16 protein-coding genes and 1 tRNA gene are annotated in these 21,285 nt (G+C 67.2%); 15 read left to right on the top strand and 2 right to left on the bottom strand.

Annotation, left to right across the window (positions count from 1 at the left end; genetic code table 11):
- Nucleotides 1-13: 13 nt before the first annotated feature.
- A complete protein-coding gene (locus AC4BEG_RS14215; protein ID WP_490706242.1) occupies nt 14-1,027 on the bottom strand; it encodes an adenosine deaminase in 1,014 nt (337 codons plus the stop codon).
- A 151-nt stretch (nt 1,028-1,178) separates the two neighbouring features.
- The gene (locus AC4BEG_RS14210) at nt 1,179-2,417 is read right to left on the bottom strand and encodes a pyridoxal phosphate-dependent aminotransferase (protein WP_490706241.1); all 1,239 of its coding nucleotides are present in this window, start codon (nt 2,415-2,417) and stop codon (nt 1,179-1,181) included.
- A 238-nt stretch (nt 2,418-2,655) separates the two neighbouring features.
- Between AC4BEG_RS14210 and AC4BEG_RS14205 the strand changes: the two genes are divergently transcribed.
- From AC4BEG_RS14205 to AC4BEG_RS14135, 15 genes are all read left to right on the top strand, one after another.
- Nucleotides 2,656-2,728, top strand: a tRNA-Trp gene (locus AC4BEG_RS14205).
- A gap of 108 nt (nt 2,729-2,836) precedes the next feature.
- The gene (secE, locus tag AC4BEG_RS14200) at nt 2,837-3,127 is read left to right on the top strand and encodes a preprotein translocase subunit SecE (protein ID WP_201882598.1); all 291 of its coding nucleotides are present in this window, start codon (nt 2,837-2,839) and stop codon (nt 3,125-3,127) included.
- Nucleotides 3,128-3,207: 80 nt separating this feature from the next.
- On the top strand, nt 3,208-4,056 hold the full coding sequence (gene nusG / locus AC4BEG_RS14195) for a transcription termination/antitermination protein NusG (RefSeq protein ID WP_490706240.1): 849 nt from the start codon (nt 3,208-3,210) through the stop codon (nt 4,054-4,056).
- A gap of 174 nt (nt 4,057-4,230) precedes the next feature.
- Nucleotides 4,231-4,665: a 50S ribosomal protein L11 gene (gene rplK, locus AC4BEG_RS14190; protein WP_009715899.1), complete on the top strand. Its 435-nt coding sequence runs from the start codon at nt 4,231-4,233 to the stop codon at nt 4,663-4,665.
- Nucleotides 4,666-4,743: 78 nt separating this feature from the next.
- Nucleotides 4,744-5,466: a 50S ribosomal protein L1 gene (rplA, locus tag AC4BEG_RS14185; protein ID WP_490706239.1), complete on the top strand. Its 723-nt coding sequence runs from the start codon at nt 4,744-4,746 to the stop codon at nt 5,464-5,466.
- Between the two features lie 186 nt (nt 5,467-5,652).
- On the top strand, nt 5,653-6,477 hold the full coding sequence (locus tag AC4BEG_RS14180; RefSeq protein ID WP_490706238.1) for an SCO4651 family lipoprotein: 825 nt from the start codon (nt 5,653-5,655) through the stop codon (nt 6,475-6,477).
- A gap of 290 nt (nt 6,478-6,767) precedes the next feature.
- Nucleotides 6,768-7,331, top strand: a complete 564-nt coding sequence (gene rplJ / locus AC4BEG_RS14175; RefSeq protein ID WP_490706237.1) for a 50S ribosomal protein L10 — start codon at nt 6,768-6,770, stop codon at nt 7,329-7,331.
- An 81-nt stretch (nt 7,332-7,412) separates the two neighbouring features.
- Complete coding sequence (rplL, locus tag AC4BEG_RS14170; RefSeq protein ID WP_490706236.1) at nt 7,413-7,799, top strand: 50S ribosomal protein L7/L12; 387 nt, start codon at nt 7,413-7,415, stop codon at nt 7,797-7,799.
- Nucleotides 7,800-8,381: 582 nt separating this feature from the next.
- Nucleotides 8,382-11,864, top strand: coding sequence for a DNA-directed RNA polymerase subunit beta (gene rpoB / locus AC4BEG_RS14165; protein ID WP_490706235.1), 3,483 nt, complete (start codon nt 8,382-8,384; stop codon nt 11,862-11,864).
- Between the two features lie 100 nt (nt 11,865-11,964).
- Nucleotides 11,965-15,864 carry a DNA-directed RNA polymerase subunit beta' gene (locus AC4BEG_RS14160; protein ID WP_490706234.1) on the top strand — a complete coding sequence of 1,300 codons (3,900 nt, stop codon included), beginning with the start codon at nt 11,965-11,967 and terminating at the stop codon, nt 15,862-15,864.
- Nucleotides 15,865-16,196: 332 nt separating this feature from the next.
- A complete protein-coding gene (gene rpsL / locus AC4BEG_RS14155; protein WP_014054153.1) occupies nt 16,197-16,568 on the top strand; it encodes a 30S ribosomal protein S12 in 372 nt (123 codons plus the stop codon).
- 2 nt (nt 16,569-16,570) lie between these two features.
- The gene (rpsG, locus tag AC4BEG_RS14150) at nt 16,571-17,041 is read left to right on the top strand and encodes a 30S ribosomal protein S7 (RefSeq protein ID WP_137979061.1); all 471 of its coding nucleotides are present in this window, start codon (nt 16,571-16,573) and stop codon (nt 17,039-17,041) included.
- 38 nt (nt 17,042-17,079) lie between these two features.
- Entirely contained in the window at nt 17,080-19,200 is a 2,121-nt protein-coding gene (gene fusA / locus AC4BEG_RS14145) for an elongation factor G (RefSeq protein WP_490706233.1), read from the top strand.
- Nucleotides 19,201-19,429: 229 nt separating this feature from the next.
- Nucleotides 19,430-20,623 carry an elongation factor Tu gene (gene tuf, locus AC4BEG_RS14140; RefSeq protein WP_201882607.1) on the top strand — a complete coding sequence of 398 codons (1,194 nt, stop codon included), beginning with the start codon at nt 19,430-19,432 and terminating at the stop codon, nt 20,621-20,623.
- Nucleotides 20,624-20,778: 155 nt separating this feature from the next.
- Nucleotides 20,779-21,276: a hypothetical protein gene (locus AC4BEG_RS14135; RefSeq protein ID WP_490706232.1), complete on the top strand. Its 498-nt coding sequence runs from the start codon at nt 20,779-20,781 to the stop codon at nt 21,274-21,276.
- The last annotated feature ends 9 nt before the right edge of the window (nt 21,277-21,285 follow it).

Genomic DNA, 21,285 nt, shown 5'->3' with positions numbered 1-21,285 from the left:
CCTCAGCGCCGGATCAGCTCGCCAGCCAGGCGTCGATGTCCGCCAGCAGGCGTGCGCGGTCCGGCTCGGGGGCGGCGGAGCCGCGGACGGACTGGCGGGCCAGCTCGGCCAGTTCGGAGTCGGTGAAGTCGTGGTGCTCGCGGGCCAGTTCGTACTGGGCCGCCAGCCGGGAGCCGAAGAGCAGCGGGTCGTCGGCGCCCAGCGCCATCGGCACACCGGCGTCGAAGAGCGTGCGCAGCGGTACGTCCTCCGGCTTCTCGTAGACCCCGAGCGCCACATTGGACGACGGGCACACCTCGCAGGTCACCCCGCGCTCGGACAGCCGGTCCAGCAGCCGTGGGTCCTCCGCGGCCCGCACCCCGTGGCCCACCCGGCCCGCGCCGAGGTCGTCCAGGCAGTCGCGGACGCTGCTCGGGCCGGACAGCTCACCGCCGTGCGGAGCCGCCAGCAGCCCGCCGTCCCGGGCGATGGCGAAGGCGCGGTCGAAGTCCCGGGCGAAGCCGCGCCGCTCGTCGTTGGAGAGGCCGAAGCCGACCACACCGCGGTCGGCGTAGCGCACCGCGAGCCGGGCCAGGGTACGGGCCTCCAGCGGATGCTTCATACGGTTGGCGGCGACCAGCACCCGCATCCCGAGCCCGGTGTCCCGGGAGGCGGCGTCGACCGCGTCCAGGATGACCTCCAGCGCCGGGATCAGCCCGCCGAGCCGCGGGGCGTACGACGTCGGGTCGACCTGGATCTCCAGCCATCCGGCCCCGTCCCGCACATCCTCCTCGGCCGCCTCGCGCACCAGCCGCTGGATGTCCTCCGGCGTCCGCAGACAGGACCGCGCGATGTCGTACAGCCGCTGGAAGCGGAACCAGCCGCGCTCATCGGTCGCGCGCAGCTTCGGCGGCTCGCCGCCGCTCAGCGCGTCGGGCAGATGGACGCCGTACTTGTCGGCGAGTTCCAGGAGGGTGGAGGGGCGCATGGAGCCGGTGAAGTGGAGATGCAGATGCGCCTTGGGGAGCAGATGTACATCGCGTGCCATCTGGTGATCCTGCCGCACCGCGATGGCCATCGGTACCGCTTTCACCGAACGGGGGGTGACCGAACAGAGGTGTCCGCGCCCCGAAGGGGACGGCCCCCGCCTTCCGCCGCGGCGGAGGACGGGGGCCGTCGGTGACGGGCGCCGGACCGGATCAGGCCCGCGCCTCGCCCAGCAGCTTCTGCATCCGCGAGACGCCCTCGACGAGGTCCTCGTCGCCCAGGGCGTAGGACAGCCGCAGATAGCCCGGGGTGCCGAACGCCTCACCCGGCACCACCGCGACCTCGGCCTCCTCCAGGATCAGCGCGGCCAGCTCCACGGTGTTCTGCGGGCGCTTGCCGCGGATCTCCTTGCCGAGCAGCCCCTTCACCGTCGGGTAGGCGTAGAACGCGCCCTCCGGCTCCGGGCACTCCACGCCGTCGATGTCGTTGAGCATCCGCACGATGGTGCGGCGACGGCGGTCGAACGCCTCGCGCATCGCGGCGACCGCGTCGAGGTCGGCCGAGACGGCGGCCAGCGCGGCGACCTGAGCGACATTGCTCACATTGGAGGTGGCGTGCGACTGGAGGTTGGTCGCGGCCTTCACCACGTCCTTGGGGCCGATGATCCAGCCCACCCGCCAGCCGGTCATGGCGTATGTCTTGGCGACACCGTTGACCACGATGCACTTGTCGCGCAGCTCGGGCACCACCACGGGCAGCGAGTGGAACTCGGCGTCGCCGTAGACCAGGTGCTCGTAGATCTCGTCGGTGAGCACCCACAGTCCGTGCTCCACGGCCCAGCGGCCGATCTCCTCGATCTGCGCACGGCTGTAGACCGCGCCGGTCGGGTTGGAGGGCGAGACGAAGAGCAGCACCTTGGTGCGCTCGGTCCGGGCCGCCTCCAACTGCTCGACGGAGACGCGGTAGCCGGTCGTCTCGTCCGCGACGACCTCCACCGGGACACCGCCGGCCAGCCGGATCGACTCCGGGTAGGTGGTCCAGTACGGCGCCGGGACGATGACCTCGTCGCCCGGGTCGAGGATCGCGGCGAACGCCTCGTAGATCGCCTGCTTGCCGCCGTTGGTCACCAGGACCTGCGCCGCCTCGACCTCGTAGCCGCTGTCGCGCAGCGTCTTCGCGGCGATCGCGGCCTTGAGCTCGGGCAGGCCGCCGGCCGGGGTGTAGCGGTGGTACTTGGGGTCGCGGCACGCGGCGACGGCCGCCTCGACGATGTAGTCGGGCGTGGGAAAGTCCGGCTCGCCCGCGCCGAAGCCGATCACCGGGCGCCCGGCGGCCTTGAGGGCCTTCGCCTTGGCGTCCACGGCGAGCGTGGCCGACTCGGAGATGGAGCCGATGCGGGCTGACACCCGCCGGTCGGTCGGGGACTGTACTGGGGGAGTAGCAGCGGTCATACCTGCATCGTCGCAGACCCGCCCGCGGGGCGACACGGGGGTTTACGGGCCGCTCCGCGCGGGCCCCGGTTCCCGGCCGCCGAGGGGCGGCGCACGGCCGGGACACCCCCTGGGCGGCCTCTCGTTCGACGACTGGGCGTCAAGCACGTACACTCAGGCGTCGTTGGCCGCTCAACGGCCGTTCTGCCCCGCACACTCCGTGCAGCCGGGTGGATGCGGTAGGTTGGGGGTGCCGCAAAGGGTCGTAGCTCAATTGGTAGAGCACTGGTCTCCAAAACCAGCGGTTGGGGGTTCAAGTCCCTCCGGCCCTGCTACACGCACTTTGATCAGGGTGCGTGCATGCGTACGCAAGGACAATGCACCGCTGTGCGGCCGGGCCGGACGCGGCACGGCCACGACCCGGATTCAGGTGAGGACGAGTGACGGAAGCCCTTGGCTCCACCGCGACGCCTGAGAGCGGTCGTCCCGAGGACGAGGTGGCGACCAAGAAGGGCCGCCGTGGTGGCAAGCGCGGGAAGAAGGGGCCCTTCGGCCGCCTCGCGCTGTTCTACCGCCAGATCGTCGCTGAGCTGCGCAAGGTCGTATGGCCCACCCGCAGCCAGCTGTCGACGTACACCACCGTGGTGATCGTCTTTGTTGTCATCATGATCGGCATCGTGACCGTGATTGACTATGGGTTCAACCACGCCATCAAGTACGTCTTCGGCTGATGACCCGCGGAAGGCGACGCTGTCCCGGTGTTCGCCTCTTCGCACGTTCCACCCCTTGAAGCCAGGAAGAAGCAGCCACCGTGTCTGACCCGAACCTGAACGACGCCGCCGAGCCCGTCGAGTCCCGTGAGGACGAGCTCGACATCGTCGAGGCGGCGGATTCCGACCAGGCTGAGGCAGCCGACGCCGCGGCCGGTGAGCCGGCCGAGGAGGCGGCGCTCCACATCGAGGACGAGACGGAGCCCGAGGCCGCCGAGGCCACCGATGAGGTCGAGGCCGCCGAGGCCGAGGCCGAGGCCGAGGAAGAGGCGGTCGACCCGGTCGAGGCCCTGCGTGAGGAGCTCCGCACCCTCCCCGGTGAGTGGTACGTGATCCACACCTACGCGGGCTACGAGAACCGCGTGAAGACCAACCTCGAGCAGCGGGCCGTCTCGCTGAACGTGGAGGACTACATCTTCCAGGCCGAGGTGCCGCAGGAAGAGGTCGTCCAGATCAAGAACGGCGACCGCCGCACCGTCCGCCAGAACAAGCTCCCCGGCTATGTGCTGGTGCGCATGGACCTGACGAACGAGTCCTGGGGCGTCGTCCGTAACACCCCGGGCGTCACCGGCTTCGTGGGCAACGCCTACGACCCGTACCCGCTGACCCTGGACGAGATCGTCAAGATGCTCGCCCCGGAGGCCGAGGAGAAGGCCGCCAAGGCCGCCGCCGAGGAGGGCGGGCTGCCGGCCCCCAGCCGCAAGGTCGAGGTCCAGGTGCTGGACTTCGAGGTGGGCGACTCGGTCACGGTCACCGACGGCCCGTTCGCGACCCTCCAGGCGACGATCAACGAGATCAACGCCGACTCGAAGAAGGTCAAGGGCCTGGTCGAGATCTTCGGCCGGGAGACCCCGGTCGAGCTGAGCTTCGACCAGATCCAGAAGAACTGACACCGGTCCCCACCGGCGTCCACGCTTCCGAACAGGTCAGACGGGCCCTTGCGGCCGGTCTGACCTGCTCGGTTTTTAGGCGCACAGCCATACCCGTTATCGTTGTGCGGTATGCCTCCATCCGGATGATCCGGTTCGGGGGCGATCTACCTCTCACTAAGACCCGGAGAGAGCATGCCTCCCAAGAAGAAGAAGGTCACGGGGCTGATCAAGCTCCAGATCCAGGCCGGCGCCGCGAACCCGGCCCCGCCGGTCGGCCCCGCGCTGGGTCAGCACGGCGTCAACATCATGGAGTTCTGCAAGGCCTACAACGCCGCGACCGAGTCGCAGCGTGGCATGGTCGTGCCGGTGGAGATCACGGTCTACGAGGACCGTTCCTTCACCTTCATCACCAAGACTCCGCCGGCCGCCAAGCTGATCCTGAAGGCTGCGGGTGTGGAGAAGGGCTCCGGCGAGCCGCACAAGACCAAGGTCGCCAAGATCACCCGCGACCAGGTCCGTGACATCGCCACCACCAAGATGCCCGACCTGAACGCCAACGACCTGGACGCCGCCGAGAAGATCATCGCCGGCACCGCCCGTTCCATGGGCATCACGGTCGAGGGCTGACACACCCCGTAGCACCACCGTGGCAGGGCCAAGCGCTGGCCCGGACCACGACTCCGAACGCAAACCTCAGGAGCAGCAGTGAGCAAGCGCAGCAAGACCCTCCGCGCTTCGGACGCCAAGATCGACCGGGAGCGCGTCTACGCCCCGCTCGAGGCCGTCCGTCTCGCCAAGGACACCTCCAGCAACACCAAGTTCGACGCGACCGTCGAGGTCGCCATGCGCCTGGGCGTCGACCCGCGCAAGGCCGACCAGATGGTCCGCGGCACCGTGAACCTGCCGCACGGCACCGGTAAGACCGCCCGGGTCCTGGTCTTCGCGACCGGTGACCGTGCCGCAGCCGCGGAGGCCGCCGGCGCCGACATCGTCGGCTCCGACGAGCTCATCGACGAGGTGTCCAAGGGGCGTCTGGACTTCGACGCCGTCGTCGCCACCCCGGACCTCATGGGCAAGGTCGGCCGCCTCGGCCGGGTGCTCGGTCCGCGTGGTCTGATGCCGAACCCGAAGACCGGCACCGTCACCCCGGACGTGGCCAAGGCCGTCACGGAGATCAAGGGCGGCAAGATCGAGTTCCGCGTCGACAAGCACTCCAACCTGCACTTCATCATCGGCAAGGTGTCGTTCGGTGAGACGCAGCTGGTGGAGAACTACGCCGCGGCGCTCGAGGAGATCAACCGTCTCAAGCCGTCCGCCGCGAAGGGCCGCTACATCAAGAAGGCGACCCTGACCACCACCATGGGCCCCGGCATCCCGCTGGACGCCAACCGCACCCGCAACCTGCTGGTCGAGGACGAGACCGTCTGACCCAGCACATCCCGTGCAACCGCCGGGCCCCCGCATCACGTCACTGATGCGGGGGCCCGCGGCTTTGCTGTCGGCCGCCTGGGCTACAGTTCTCAGCCAGCCATAAAAGACAGTTAAAGAGGGGGACCTGTGCGCGGGACTCAGTTTGCTACGCGAGCCGTGATAGCGACCGGGAGCGTTGTCCTGATGGTCGGGCTCACCGCGTGCGGGAGCGAGAAGTCCGACGGTGGCGGCAAGAAGTCGGGCGACACGGCGCAGGAGCAGGTCAGCAGCCCGCTGGCGGCGCTGAAGAGGGCTTCGCAGCGCACCGACCAGCAGCATTCGGCCAAGGTCGAGGGCACCACCACCATGGGCGGGGCCAACTCGACCATGAAGGGTGCGATGGACTGGGCCGACGGTATGCGGGCCAACATGACCATCACGCAGAACGGTGGCGCCGCGGCCGCCTCGCCGCTGGCCGGCAAGCCGATGCCCGCCCGCTACACGCCCGACGCGATGTTCATGAACCTGGGCGACGAGTTCGCCGCCCAGGCGGGCGGCGGCAAGCACTGGGTCAAGTACGACTACGACGTGCTGGCCCAGAAGGCGGGCCCGTCCGGCGCCTTCCTGAAGGACCAGATGCAGAACACCGACCCGGCGCGCTCGGTGCAGCTGCTGATCGCCAGCGGCAAGGTCAAGAGCGTCGGCTCGGAGAGTGTGAAGGGCACCAAGGCCACCCACTACACGGGCACGGTCAAGGTCTCGGAGCTGGCCAAGATGCAGTCCAAGGACCTCAGCGAGTCCGACCTCGAGGGGCTCCAGAAGCAGCTCGAGCAGTCCGGTATGGAGACCGAGACCATCGACCTGTGGATCGACGCCAACGACCTGCTGGTCAAGAAGCGTGAGCAGGCCAAGAGCAACAACGGCGGCTACGACTCCACGGTCTTCTACTCGGACTACGGCACCAAGGTCGCCGTCGACGAGCCGGCCTCCTCGGACACCGTGAACTTCGAGGACATCAGCGGCCAGTGAGGCCGCGAGCGACCTGATTTGCCTGGCCGCGGCCCGTTCGCGTAATCTGCTCCAGAAGCCAAAGACCGCTGGTTGTCGCTGTGCCTCCGCAAGGGGACACGGTGGCTGAAGGATCCGCTAGCTGCGGACGACCTGCGCAGGTGACTGTGGTTGAACTCCCGGACGGGCCCGGCTTGGGTCCGCGAGGTCGAGTCACGCCCCGAGCGCCTGCGCCGGGGCGTTTTCGCGTTGTTCAGCCTCCTTCCTTCAGGCCGAAGCGGTCCTCATCACCCGGAAGGAGGCCGAGGATCATGGCGAGTCCTGACAAGGTCGCAGCCGTCGACGAGATGCGGGAGAAGTTCCGCACCTCCAACGCTGCCGTCGTGACCGCGTACACCGGTCTCACCGTCGCTCAGCTCAAGGAGCTGCGCCGTTCACTCGGTGAGAACGCTCAGTACCGTGTGGTGAAGAACACGCTGACCAAGATCGCGGCCAACGAGGTCGGGATCAACCAGCTCGACGACCTGTTCGTGGGTTCGTCGGCCGTCGCCTTCGTGACCGGTGACCCGGTCGAGGCGGCGAAGGGTCTCCGTGACTTCGCCAAGGAAAACCCCGCTCTTGTCATCAAGGGCGGTGTGCTCGACGGCAAGGCGCTGTCTGCCGACGAGATCAAGAAGCTCGCGGACCTCGAGTCCCGCGATGTGCTGCTCGCCAAGCTGGCGGGTGCGATGAAGGCCAAGCAGTCCCAGGCTGCGGCGCTCTTCCAGGCCCCGCTGTCGAAGTTCGTCCGCACCGCGGAGGCGCTCCGGCAGAAGCAGGCCGAGCAGGGCGGTGCCGACACCCCGGCTCCCGCCGAGGCCGAGGCCGCCGAGTAATCAGGCCCCGGTCGCAGCGGGCCCGTAAGCCCGCCGACATGTACATCCGGCACCTGCCGACTTAGTGGAAGGACCGCCATCATGGCGAAGCTCAGCCAGGAAGAGCTGCTCGCGCAGTTCGAGAACCTGACCCTCATCGAGCTCTCCGAGTTCGTGAAGGCGTTCGAGGAGAAGTTCGACGTCACCGCCGCCGCCCCGGCCGCCGTCGCCGTCGCCCCGGGTGCCCCGGGCGCCGCTGCCGAGGCCGAGCCGGAGAAGGACGAGTTCGACGTCATCCTCACCGGCGCCGGCGACAAGAAGATCCAGGTCATCAAGGTCGTGCGTGAGCTGACCTCGCTGGGTCTGAAGGAGGCCAAGGACCTCGTCGACGGCACCCCGAAGCCGGTCCTCGAGAAGGTCAACAAGGAGGCCGCGGACAAGGCCGCCGAGTCCCTCAAGGGCGCCGGCGCCTCCGTCGAGGTCAAGTGACCTTTCGGCCCATCGCCGCGCGCCTTCGGCGCACGGCGGTGAGGCCGGGCTCCGCAAGGGCGATCACCCGTTCGGGTGGTCGCCCTTCGGCGTACCCGTGACGGCTACGTTGTCTTGTCGGTTGCGACAGGTATGGTGATCTTCGTTGCCCGTCGCCACGCCCTGTGACGATCTCGCCGGAGTGGGGGGCCTTGACGAACGGCACGCAGCGCGCAATTCTCAGGACGCGACGTCACAGCGATCCAAACTCCGAGGCATGGATCGTCGGCGAAGCGGGCAGTATCGATATGCGCTCCCGGCGGGTGGCCGCCGGACAGGGCTGTGAAGACAACGAGGGGCGAGCCCCTCACCGGAGGGAGAGATTGGCACTGCCGGTCTCACAAACTCGGCGCTGGACATCAGTGTGCCAAGTGGCTACACTGACCCTTTGCGCTGCCTGTTAGCTGCTCCCTGCCCGTCACCAGGGGCATACTCACCTTCGAGCACAGCCGATGAAGACGCCCTGACCAGGGATTTCATCCATGGGCTCTCGGTGGGACCGGTACGCGCGTAGTGAGTCCGAGCCCTCGGAAGGACCCCCTCTTGGCCGCCTCGCGCAACGCCTCGACTGCCAATACGAACAATGGCGCCAGCACCGCCCCGCTGCGCATCTCCTTTGCGAAGATCAAGGAGCCTCTCGAGGTTCCGAACCTCCTTGCACTGCAGACCGAGAGCTTCGATTGGCTGCTCGGCAATGCCGCCTGGAAGGCTCGCGTCGAGGCTGCGCTGGACAGCGGTCAGGACGTCCCCACCAAGTCCGGTCTGGAAGAGATCTTCGAGGAGATCTCGCCGATCGAGGACTTCTCCGGGTCGATGTCCCTGACTTTCCGTGATCACCGCTTCGAGCCGCCGAAGAACTCGATCGACGAGTGCAAGGAGCGCGACTTCACCTACGCCGCGCCGCTCTTCGTCACCGCCGAGTTCACCAACAACGAGACCGGTGAGATCAAGTCCCAGACGGTCTTCATGGGCGACTTCCCGCTCATGACCCCGAAGGGCACCTTCTGCATCAACGGCACCGAGCGTGTTGTCGTCTCGCAGCTGGTCCGTTCCCCCGGTGTCTACTTCGACTCCTCCATCGACAAGACGTCCGACAAGGACATCTTCTCGGCCAAGATCATCCCGTCCCGGGGTGCCTGGCTGGAGATGGAGATCGACAAGCGCGACATGGTCGGTGTCCGTATCGACCGTAAGCGCAAGCAGTCCGTCACCGTCCTGCTCAAGGCGCTCGGCTGGACCACCGAGCAGATCCTCGAGGAGTTCGGCGAGTACGAGTCCATGCGCGCCACCCTGGAGAAGGACCACACCCAGGGCCAGGACGACGCGCTGCTCGACATCTACCGCAAGCTGCGTCCGGGCGAGCCGCCGACCCGTGAGGCCGCGCAGACGCTGCTGGAGAACCTCTACTTCAACCCCAAGCGCTACGACCTGGCCAAGGTCGGCCGCTACAAGGTCAACAAGAAGCTCGGCGCGGACGCCCCGCTCGACGCCGGTGTGCTGACCACCGATGACGTCATCGCGACCATCAAGTACCTGGTCAAGCTGCACGCGGGCGAGACCGAGACGGCCGGGGAGAACGGTTCCACGATCGTCGTCGAGACCGACGACATCGACCACTTCGGCAACCGCCGTCTGCGTAACGTCGGCGAGCTCATCCAGAACCAGGTCCGCACCGGTCTGGCCCGGATGGAGCGCGTCGTCCGTGAGCGCATGACCACCCAGGACGTCGAGGCGATCACGCCGCAGACCCTGATCAACATCCGGCCGGTCGTCGCCTCCATCAAGGAGTTCTTCGGCACCAGCCAGCTGTCCCAGTTCATGGACCAGACCAACCCGCTGTCGGGTCTGACCCACAAGCGCCGTCTGTCGGCGCTGGGCCCGGGTGGTCTGAGCCGTGAGCGGGCCGGCTTCGAGGTCCGTGACGTGCACCCCTCGCACTACGGCCGGATGTGCCCGATCGAGACGCCGGAAGGCCCGAACATCGGTCTGATCGGCTCGCTCGCCTCCTACGGCCGGGTCAACGCCTTCGGCTTCGTCGAGACCCCGTACCGCAAGGTCGAGGACGGCGTTGTCACCGACGGTGTGGACTTCCTGACCGCCGACGAGGAAGACCGCTTCGTCATCGCCCAAGCCAACGCGCCGCTGGCCGATGACAACCGCTTCGCCGAGGCCCGGGTCCTGGTCCGCCGCCGTGGCGGTGAGGTCGACTACGTCCCCGGCTCCGAGGTCGACTACATGGACGTCTCGCCGCGCCAGATGGTGTCGGTCGCGACCGCCATGATCCCCTTCCTCGAGCACGACGACGCCAACCGCGCGCTCATGGGATCGAACATGATGCGCCAGGCCGTGCCGCTGATCAAGGCGGAGTCCCCGCTGGTCGGCACCGGTATGGAGTACCGCTGCGCGGTCGACGCCGGCGATGTCATCAAGGCCGAGAAGGACGGTGTCGTCCAGGAGGTCTCCGCCGACTACGTCACGGTGGCCAACGACGACGGCACCTACACCACCTACCGGGTGGCCAAGTTCTCCCGCTCCAACCAGGGCACCTCCTTCAACCAGAAGGTGGTCGTGGACGAGGGCGCCCGCGTCATCACCGGTCAGGTGCTGGCCGACGGCCCGTCCACCGAGGACGGCGAGATGGCGCTCGGCAAGAACCTGCTCGTGGCGTTCATGCCGTGGGAGGGCCACAACTACGAGGACGCGATCATCCTCAGCCAGCGTCTGGTGCAGGACGACGTCCTCTCCTCGATCCACATCGAGGAGCACGAGGTCGACGCCCGTGACACCAAGCTGGGCCCCGAGGAGATCACCCGGGACATCCCGAACGTCTCCGAGGAGGTCCTGGCCGACCTCGACGAGCGCGGCATCATCCGCATCGGTGCCGAGGTCATCGCCGGGGACATCCTGGTCGGCAAGGTCACCCCGAAGGGTGAGACCGAGCTGACCCCGGAGGAGCGCCTGCTGCGCGCGATCTTCGGTGAGAAGGCCCGTGAGGTCCGTGACACCTCGCTGAAGGTGCCGCACGGCGAGACCGGGAAGGTCATCGGCGTCCGCGTCTTCGACCGCGAGGAGGGCGACGAGCTGCCCCCGGGCGTGAACCAGCTGGTCCGCGTCTACGTGGCGCAGAAGCGCAAGATCACCGACGGTGACAAGCTGGCCGGCCGTCACGGCAACAAGGGTGTCATCTCCAAGATCCTGCCGGTCGAGGACATGCCGTTCCTGGAGGACGGCACCCCGGTCGACATCATCCTCAACCCGCTGGGTGTCCCGTCCCGAATGAACCCGGGACAGGTCCTGGAGATCCACCTCGGCTGGCTGGCCTCCCGGGGCTGGAAGGTCGAGGGCTCCGAGGAGTGGATGCAGCGGCTGAAGGCCATCGGCGCCGACGAGGTCAAGCCCGGCACCAACGTCGCGACCCCGGTCTTCGACGGTGCCCGTGAGGACGAGATCGCCGGTCTCTTCGACTCGACGATCCCGAACCGCGACGGCGACCGCCTGGTCCAGTCGTCCGGCAAGGCCCGGCTGTTCGACGGCCGCTCCGGTGAGCCGTTCCCGGACCCGATCTCCATCGGCTACATGTACATCCTCAAGCTGCACCACCTGGTGGACGACAAGCTGCACGCCCGGTCCACCGGTCCGTACTCGATGATCACCCAGCAGCCGCTGGGTGGTAAGGCTCAGTTCGGTGGCCAGCGCTTCGGTGAGATGGAGGTGTGGGCGCTGGAGGCTTACGGCGCCGCGTACGCCCTCCAGGAGCTGCTGACCATCAAGTCCGACGATGTCACCGGCCGCGTGAAGGTCTACGAGGCCATTGTCAAGGGCGAGAACATTCCCGAGCCCGGCATCCCCGAGTCCTTCAAGGTGCTCATCAAGGAGATGCAGTCCCTGTGCCTCAACGTGGAGGTGCTGTCCTCGGACGGCATGTCCATCGAGATGCGCGACACCGACGAGGACGTCTTCCGCGCTGCGGAGGAGCTCGGTATCGACCTGTCCCGGCGCGAGCCGAGCAGCGTCGAAGAGGTCTGACGGGTCTGGCCGGGGCGGCTGTTCCACCCGTCGCCCCGGCCTCTCCCCGGACCCCCAGTCAGACCCGAAGACACGACCCTGAAAGAGGGATTGACGACAAGTGCTCGACGTCAACTTCTTCGACGAGCTGCGGATCGGCCTCGCCACTGCTGACGACATCCGTCAGTGGTCCCACGGTGAGGTCAAGAAGCCGGAGACCATCAACTACCGCACCCTGAAGCCCGAAAAGGACGGACTCTTCTGCGAGAAGATCTTCGGTCCGACCCGGGACTGGGAGTGCTACTGCGGTAAGTACAAGCGCGTCCGCTTCAAGGGCATCATCTGTGAGCGCTGCGGTGTCGAGGTCACCCGCGCCAAGGTGCGCCGTGAGCGGATGGGCCACATCGAGCTTGCCGCTCCCGTCACCCACATCTGGTACTTCAAGGGCGTGCCCAGCCGTCTGGGCTACCTGCTCGACCTCGCCCCGAAGGACCTCGAGAAGGTCATCTACTTCGCCGCCTACATGATCACGTGGGTGGACGAGGAGCGCCGTACGCGCGACCTGCCCTCGCTGGAGGCCCATGTCTCCGTCGAGCGTCAGCAGATCGAGCAGCGTCGCGACGCCGACCTGGAGGCCCGCGCCAAGAAGCTCGAGGCGGACCTCGCCGAGCTGGAGGCCGAGGGCGCCAAGGCCGATGTGCGCCGCAAGGTGCGCGAGGGCGCCGAGCGCGAGATGAAGCAGCTGCGCGACCGCGCCCAGCGCGAGATCGACCGTCTCGACGAGGTGTGGAACCGCTTCAAGAACCTCAAGGTCCAGGACCTGGAGGGCGACGAGCTGCTCTACCGCGAGCTGCGTGACCGCTTCGGCACGTACTTCATGGGCGGCATGGGCGCCGCGGCGCTCCAGAAGCGCCTGGAGTCCTTCGACCTCGATGAGGAGGCCGAGAAGCTCCGCGAGATCATCCGGACCGGCAAGGGCCAGAAGAAGACCCGTGCGCTCAAGCGCCTCAAGGTCGTCTCCGCCTTCCTCCAGACCCGCAACAGCCCCAACGGCATGGTTCTGGACTGCATCCCGGTGATCCCGCCGGACCTGCGTCCGATGGTGCAGCTGGACGGTGGCCGCTTCGCGACCTCCGACCTGAACGACCTGTACCGCCGTGTGATCAACCGGAACAACCGCCTCAAGCGTCTGCTCGACCTCGGTGCGCCCGAGATCATCGTGAACAACGAGAAGCGGATGCTCCAGGAGGCCGTCGACGCGCTGTTCGACAACGGCCGCCGCGGTCGCCCGGTCACCGGTCCCGGTAACCGTCCGCTGAAGTCCCTCAGCGACATGCTGAAGGGTAAGCAGGGCCGGTTCCGTCAGAACCTGCTCGGTAAGCGAGTCGACTACTCGGCCCGTTCGGTCATCGTCGTCGGCCCGCAGCTCAAGCTGCACCAGTGCGGTCTGCCCAAGGCCATGGCGCTGGAGCTCTTCAAGCCGTTCGTGATGAAGCGCCTGGTGGACCTGAACCACGCGCAGAACATCAAGTCGGCCAAGCGCATGGTCGAGCGCGGCCGCACGGTCGTGTACGACGTGCTCGAAGAGGTCATCGCCGAGCACCCGGTGCTGCTGAACCGTGCGCCGACCCTGCACCGCCTCGGTATCCAGGCGTTCGAGCCGCAGCTGGTCGAGGGCAAGGCCATTCAGATTCACCCGCTCGTCTGCACCGCGTTCAACGCGGACTTCGACGGTGACCAGATGGCCGTGCACCTGCCGCTGTCCGCGGAGGCGCAGGCCGAGGCCCGCATCCTGATGCTGTCCTCGAACAACATCCTCAAGCCGGCCGACGGCCGTCCGGTGACCATGCCCACCCAGGACATGGTGCTGGGCCTGTTCTTCCTCACCACCGACGAGGAGGAGCGGGAGGTCAAGGGCGAGGGCCGGTCCTTCGGCTCGGCCGCCGAGGCGATCATGGCGTTCGACGCCCGGGAGCTCTCGCTCCAGGCGAAGATCGACATCCGCTTCCCGATCGGCACGGTGCCGCCCCGCGGCTGGACCCCGCCCGTCCCCGAGGAAGGGGAGCTGGCGTGGCAGCAGGGCGACAGCTTCCGGCTGCGCACCACCCTGGGCCGTGCGCTCTTCAATGAGCTGCTGCCCGAGGACTACCCGTTCGTCGACTACTCGGTGGGCAAGAAGCAGCTCTCCGAGATCGTCAACGACCTCGCCGAGCGCTACCCCAAGGTCATCGTCGCGGCGACGCTGGACAACCTGAAGGCGGCCGGTTTCCACTGGGCCACCCGCTCCGGTGTCACCGTCGCCATCTCCGACGTGGTCGTGCCCGAGGCCAAGAAGGCCATCATCGAGGGCTACGAGGCGCAGGACGAGAAGGTCCAGAAGCAGTACGAGCGCGGTCTGATCACCAAGGACGAGCGCACCCAGGAGCTGATCGCGATCTGGACCAAGGCGACCAACGAGGTTGCCGAGGCGATGAACGCGAACTTCCCGAAGACCAACCCGATCTTCATGATGGTCGACTCGGGCGCGCGCGGAAACATGATGCAGATGCGTCAGATCGCCGGTATGCGTGGTCTGGTGTCCAACGCGAAGAACGAGACCATCCCGCGGCCCATTAAGGCGTCGTTCCGTGAGGGTCTCTCCGTGCTGGAGTACTTCATCTCCACCCACGGTGCCCGTAAGGGTCTCGCGGACACCGCGCTGCGGACCGCCGACTCGGGTTACCTGACCCGTCGTCTGGTGGACGTCTCCCAGGACGTGATCATCCGCGAGGAGGACTGCGGCACCGACCGCGGCCTGAAGCTGGAGATCGCCGGCCGCGGCGCCGACGGTGTGCTGCGCAAGGCCGACGACGTCGAGACCAGCGTGTACGCGCGCTGCCTCGCCGAGGACATCGTCGTGGACGGGAAGGTGCTGGCCCCGGCCGGTACCGACCTGGGCGATGTGCTCATCGACGAGCTGGTCCGGCACGGCGTGGAGACGGTCAAGACCCGCTCGGTGCTCACCTGCGAGTCCGCCGTCGGCACCTGCGCCATGTGCTACGGCCGCTCGCTGGCGACCGGCAAGCTGGTGGACATCGGTGAGGCGGTCGGCATCATCGCCGCCCAGTCCATCGGTGAGCCCGGCACCCAGCTGACGATGCGTACCTTCCACACCGGTGGTGTGGCCGGTGACGACATCACCCAGGGTCTGCCGCGTGTCGTCGAGCTCTTCGAGGCCCGTACGCCCAAGGGTGTCGCCCCGATCTCGGAGGCGGCCGGCCGCGTCCGGATCGAGGAGACCGAGAAGACCAAGAAGCTCGTCGTCACCCCGGACGACGGCTCCGACGAGACCGCCTTCGGCGTCTCGAAGCGAGCCCGTCTGCTGGTGGGCGAGGGTGACCGGGTCGACGTCGGCCAGCCGCTGACCGTCGGTGCGGTCAACCCGCACGACGTGCTGCGCATCCTCGGCCAGCGCGCCGTCCAGGTGCACCTGGTGGGCGAGGTCCAGAAGGTCTACAACTCGCAGGGTGTGTCGATCCACGACAAGCACATCGAGATCATCATCCGGCAGATGCTGCGCCGAGTGACGATCATCGAGTCCGGCGACGCGGAGCTGCTGCCGGGCGAGCTCGTGGAGCGCTCGCGCTTCGAGGGCGAGAACCGCCGCGTGGTCCAGGAAGGCGGCCACCCGGCCTCCGGCCGTCCGCAGCTGATGGGTATCACCAAGGCATCGCTGGCGACCGAGTCCTGGCTGTCGGCGGCGTCCTTCCAGGAGACGACCCGGGTGCTCACCGACGCGGCGATCAACGCCAAGTCGGACTCCCTGATCGGCCTCAAGGAGAACGTGATCATCGGTAAGCTCATCCCGGCCGGTACGGGCCTGTCCCGCTACCGCAACATCCGGGTCGAGCCGACCGAGGAGGCGAAGGCCGCGATGTACTCGGCCGTCGGTTACGACGACATCGACTACTCGCCCTTCGGCACGGGCTCCGGCCAGGCGGTCCCGCTGGAGGACTACGACTACGGTCCGTACAACCAGTAGGACCGGCCCGACGGCTGGTAAACGTTCACAGGGCGGTCACCCCATGGCGGGGGTGGCCGCCCTGCGGCTATGCTCCGGGTTGGTGTGTCCAGCGCGTGTGCATTTGTTTTGACCGGAGCCGATGCGGTAGGTACGCTCTGACCTTGTGCCTGGGGTGTCCCTGGGCTCCTGTGCGCGCTTCTAGACCGCTCGGGAGCCCGAGGTGTCGACACCAACAATTCGCACTCTCCTGACATTCGCAGGGGTCTGCGGTGCGCGACACACCCGACCGCGTGGGTCGGAGAAATCCCAGGTTAGCTTTACCGAGACGGCACACAGAAACCGGAGAAACGGTGCCTACGATCCAGCAGCTGGTCCGCAAGGGCCGCCAGGACAAGGTCGAGAAGAACAAGACCCCCGCCCTCGCGGGGTCGCCGCAGCGCCGTGGTACATGCACCCGCGTGTTCACCACGACGCCGAAGAAGCCGAACTCGGCGCTCCGCAAGGTCGCGCGTGTCCGGCTGAGCAGTGGGATCGAGGTCACCGCCTACGTCCCGGGTGAGGGGCACAACCTGCAGGAGCACTCCATCGTGCTCGTGCGTGGCGGTCGTGTGAAGGACCTGCCGGGTGTTCGTTACAAGATCATCCGCGGCTCCCTCGACACGCAGGGCGTCAAGAACCGCAAGCAGGCTCGCAGCCGCTACGGCGCCAAGAAGGAGAAGTAAGAATGCCTCGTAAGGGCCCCGCCCCGAAGCGCCCGGTCATCATCGACCCGGTCTACAACTCTCCTCTTGTCACCTCCCTCATCAACAAGGTGCTGCTGAACGGCAAGCGCTCCACCGCCGAGCGCATCGTCTACGGCGCCATGGAGGGCCTGCGGGACAAGACCGGCAACGACCCGGTCATCACCCTCAAGCGCGCCCTGGAGAACGTGAAGCCGACCCTCGAGGTCCGCTCCCGTCGTGTCGGTGGCGCCACCTACCAGGTTCCGGTCGAGGTCCGTCCCGGCCGTTCCTCCACCCTCGCGCTGCGCTGGCTCGTGGGCTACTCGCGCGCTCGTCGCGAGAAGACCATGACCGAGCGGCTGATGAACGAGCTGCTGGACGCCAGCAATGGTCTGGGCGCCTCCGTCAAGCGGCGTGAGGACACCCACAAGATGGCCGAGTCCAACAAGGCCTTCGCGCACTACCGCTGGTAGTCGCTACCCCATCGAGAACCGAGAGAAGACTGAGCCATATGGCCACCACTTCACTTGACCTGGCCAAGGTCCGCAACATTGGGATCATGGCCCACATCGACGCGGGCAAGACGACCACCACCGAGCGGATCCTGTTCTACACCGGTGTGAGCTACAAGATCGGTGAAGTCCACGATGGCGCTGCCACCATGGACTGGATGGAGCAGGAGCAGGAGCGCGGCATCACCATCACGTCGGCCGCGACGACCTGTCACTGGCCGCTTGAGAACGTCGATCACACCATCAACATCATCGACACCCCGGGCCACGTCGACTTCACGGTCGAGGTGGAGCGCTCGCTGCGCGTCCTCGACGGTGCCGTCACGGTGTTCGATGGCGTCGCCGGTGTGGAGCCGCAGTCCGAGACGGTGTGGCGTCAGGCGGACCGCTACGGCGTTCCGCGTATCTGCTTCGTGAACAAGCTGGACCGCACCGGTGCCGAGTTCCACCGCTGCGTCGACATGATCACGGACCGCCTGGGCGCGGTGCCGCTGGTCATGCAGCTGCCGATCGGCACCGAGGCCGACTTCAAGGGCGTGGTCGACCTCGTCCGTATGAAGGCGCTGGTCTGGTCCGCCGAGGCGACCAAGGGCGAGATGTACGACACCGTCGACATCCCGGACACCCACACCGAGGCCGCCGACGAGTGGCGCGGCAAGCTGCTCGAGGGCGTCGCCGAGAACGACGAAGAGATGATGGAGCTGTACCTCGAGGGCCAGGAGCCCACCGAGGAGCAGCTGTACGCGGCGATCCGCCGTATCACCATCGCCTCCGGCAAGGGCGGCGGCACCACCGTCACCCCGGTGTTCTGTGGCACCGCGTTCAAGAACAAGGGTGTGCAGCCCCTGCTCGACGCCGTGGTCCGGTACCTCCCGTCGCCGATCGACATCGAGGCGATCGAGGGCCACTCGGTCAAGGACCCCGACGAGGTCATCAAGCGTCGTCCTTCCGAGGAAGAGCCGCTGTCGGCCCTGGCGTTCAAGATCGCGAGCGACCCGCACCTCGGCAAGCTCACCTTCATCCGTGTGTACTCCGGCCGCATGGACGCCGGCACCCAGGTGCTGAACTCCGTGAAGGGCAAGAAGGAGCGCATCGGCAAGATCTACCGGATGCACGCGAACAAGCGTGAGGAGATCGAGTCGGTGGGTGCCGGCGACATCGTCGCCGTCATGGGTCTGAAGCAGACCACCACCGGTGAGACCCTCTCCGACGCGTCGAACCCGGTGATCCTGGAGTCCATGGACTTCCCGGCCCCGGTCATCGAGGTGGCCATCGAGCCGAAGTCCAAGGGCGACCAGGAGAAGCTGGCCGTCGCCATTCAGCGTCTTGCCGAGGAGGACCCGTCCTTCCGCGTCAAGACCGATGAGGAGACCGGCCAGACGATCATCTCCGGTATGGGCGAGCTGCACCTGGACGTGCTGGTCGACCGTATGCGCCGGGAGTTCAAGGTCGAGGCCAACGTCGGTAAGCCGCAGGTGGCCTACCGCGAGACCCTCCGCAAGGCGGTCGAGCGGTACGACTACACCCACAAGAAGCAGACGGGTGGGTCCGGCCAGTTCGCGAAGGTGCAGATCGCGCTCGCACCGCTCGAGGGCGATGGCTACGAGTTCGAGAACAAGGTCACCGGTGGCCGTATCCCGCGGGAGTACATCCCGTCCGTGGACGCGGGCTGCCAGGAGGCGATGGAGTTCGGCGTGCTCGCCGGCTACCCGCTGACCGGCGTCAAGGTCACCCTCCTCGACGGTGGGTACCACGAGGTCGACTCGTCCGAGATGGCCTTCAAGATCGCCGGTTCGATGGCCTTCAAGGAGGCCGCCCGCAAGGCCGGTCCGGCCCTGCTCGAGCCGATGATGAAGGTCGAGGTCACCACGCCCGAGGACTACATGGGCGATGTGATCGGCGACATCAACTCCCGTCGTGGACAGATCCAGTCCATGGAGGACCGGAGCGGTGCCAAGCTGGTCACCGGCCTGGTTCCGCTGTCGGAGATGTTCGGCTACGTGGGCGACCTGCGCAGCAAGACCTCTGGCCGCGCCAGCTACTCCATGCAGTTCGACTCCTACGCCGAGGTTCCGAAGAACGTCGCCGAGGAGATCATCGCGAAGGCCAAGGGCGAGTAAGTCGGGTTCATCCCGATTGCTCACCCTTTAGGCTGGAGCAAAAGGCATCGGGGCATTCCGTCATTGATCGTCCGTACCGGGCGGTCCATGGCGGGGGCCCCGGCCGCCGGCCCCCCATACGAATACGGCGAAGGGCATCCCCCTCGGGGTCCTGGCCGGTTCGGTAAGACCACCTGAACCCATCCGCAAAGTGTGGATGCGTACAGAACCACTCCACAGGAGGACCCCAGTGGCGAAGGCGAAGTTCGAGCGGACTAAGCCGCACGTCAACATCGGCACCATCGGTCACATCGACCACGGTAAGACGACCCTTACCGCGGCGATCACCAAGGTGCTGCACGACGCGTACCCGGACCTGAACGAGGCCTCGGCCTTCGACCAGATCGACAAGGCTCCTGAGGAGCGCCAGCGCGGTATCACCATCTCCATCGCGCACGTCGAGTACCAGACCGAGTCGCGTCACTACGCGCACGTTGACTGCCCCGGTCACGCGGACTACATCAAGAACATGATCACCGGTGCCGCTCAGATGGACGGCGCCATCCTCGTGGTCGCCGCCACCGACGGCCCGATGCCGCAGACCAAGGAGCACGTGCTCCTGGCCCGCCAGGTCGGCGTGCCGTACATCGTCGTCGCCCTGAACAAGGCCGACATGGTGGACGACGAGGAGATCCTGGAGCTCGTCGAGCTCGAGGTCCGTGAGCTGCTCTCCGAGTACGAGTTCCCGGGCGACGACGTTCCGGTCGTCAAGGTCTCGGCGCTCAAGGCGCTCGAGGGCGACGCCGAGTGGGGCAAGTCCGTCCTCGACCTGATGAAGGCCGTCGACGAGTCGATCCCGCAGCCGGAGCGCGACGTCGACAAGCCGTTCCTGATGCCGATCGAGGACGTCTTCACCATCACCGGTCGCGGTACGGTCGTCACCGGCCGTATCGAGCGTGGTGTCCTCAAGGTCAACGAGACCGTCGACATCATCGGCATCAAGACCGAGAAGACCACCACCACGGTCACCGGTATCGAGATGTTCCGCAAGCTGCTCGACGAGGGCCAGGCCGGTGAGAACGTCGGTCTGCTGCTCCGCGGCATCAAGCGCGAGGACGTCGAGCGCGGCCAGGTCATCATCAAGCCGGGCTCGGTCACCCCGCACACCGAGTTCGAGGCCCAGGCGTACATCCTGTCCAAGGACGAGGGTGGCCGCCACACGCCGTTCTTCAACAACTACCGTCCGCAGTTCTACTTCCGTACCACGGACGTGACGGGCGTTGTGACCCTCCCCGAGGGCACCGAGATGGTCATGCCGGGCGACAACACCGAGATGTCGGTCCAGCTGATCCAGCCGGTCGCCATGGAGGAGGGCCTGAAGTTCGCCATCCGTGAGGGTGGCCGGACCGTCGGCGCCGGCCAGGTCACCAAGATCAACAAGTGACCTGACGCTCCCCGGAGCATTCGGAGCCCCATTCGCCGCAGGACGGCGGGTGGGGCTCCGTCGTCTGTGGGGCTCGGTCGTCTGTGGGGCTCGGTCGTCTGCGGGTACTCGGCAGCCACATATCGACACCGAGTCCGACCCTCGGGAGCGAACAGATGACGAGCAACAGCAAGATCGCTATAGCGGTTGTGGGAGGTTATCTCCTCGGGCGCACGAAGAAGGCGAAGCTGGCCTTCGGGCTCGGCATGATGCTGGCCGGGAAGAAGATCACCCTTGATCCGCAGCAGTTGACGAAGGCCCTCGCCGACTCCCCGCTGCTCAGCGGGTTGAACGCACAGGCGCGCAAGGAGCTGGTCGACACCGCGAAGACGGCCGCGACCAAGGCCGTGACCGACCGGGCCAACACCCTCGCCGACTCCCTCCACGACCGCACGCTGAGCCTGCGGGGCGAGCGCGACGAGGCATCCGCGGACGCGGAGCCCGACGCCGAGGAGGAGCGCGAGGGCGAGGGTGAGGAGGAGCGCGAACAGGCCCCGAGGGCGCGCCGTACGGCCCCCGCCAAGAAGACCGCCTCCAAGGCGGCGTCGAAGGCCCCGGCCGGCGGTAGCAGGGCCGTCGGGCCCGGCTCGACCTCACGCTCCACCGCACGTTGATCATGATGC

Source organism: Streptomyces sp. JLBJ103, assembly GCF_058215575.1.
Note: the sequence above shows the minus strand (reverse complement) of the source record. Positions and strands in the feature narration are given on the sequence as shown.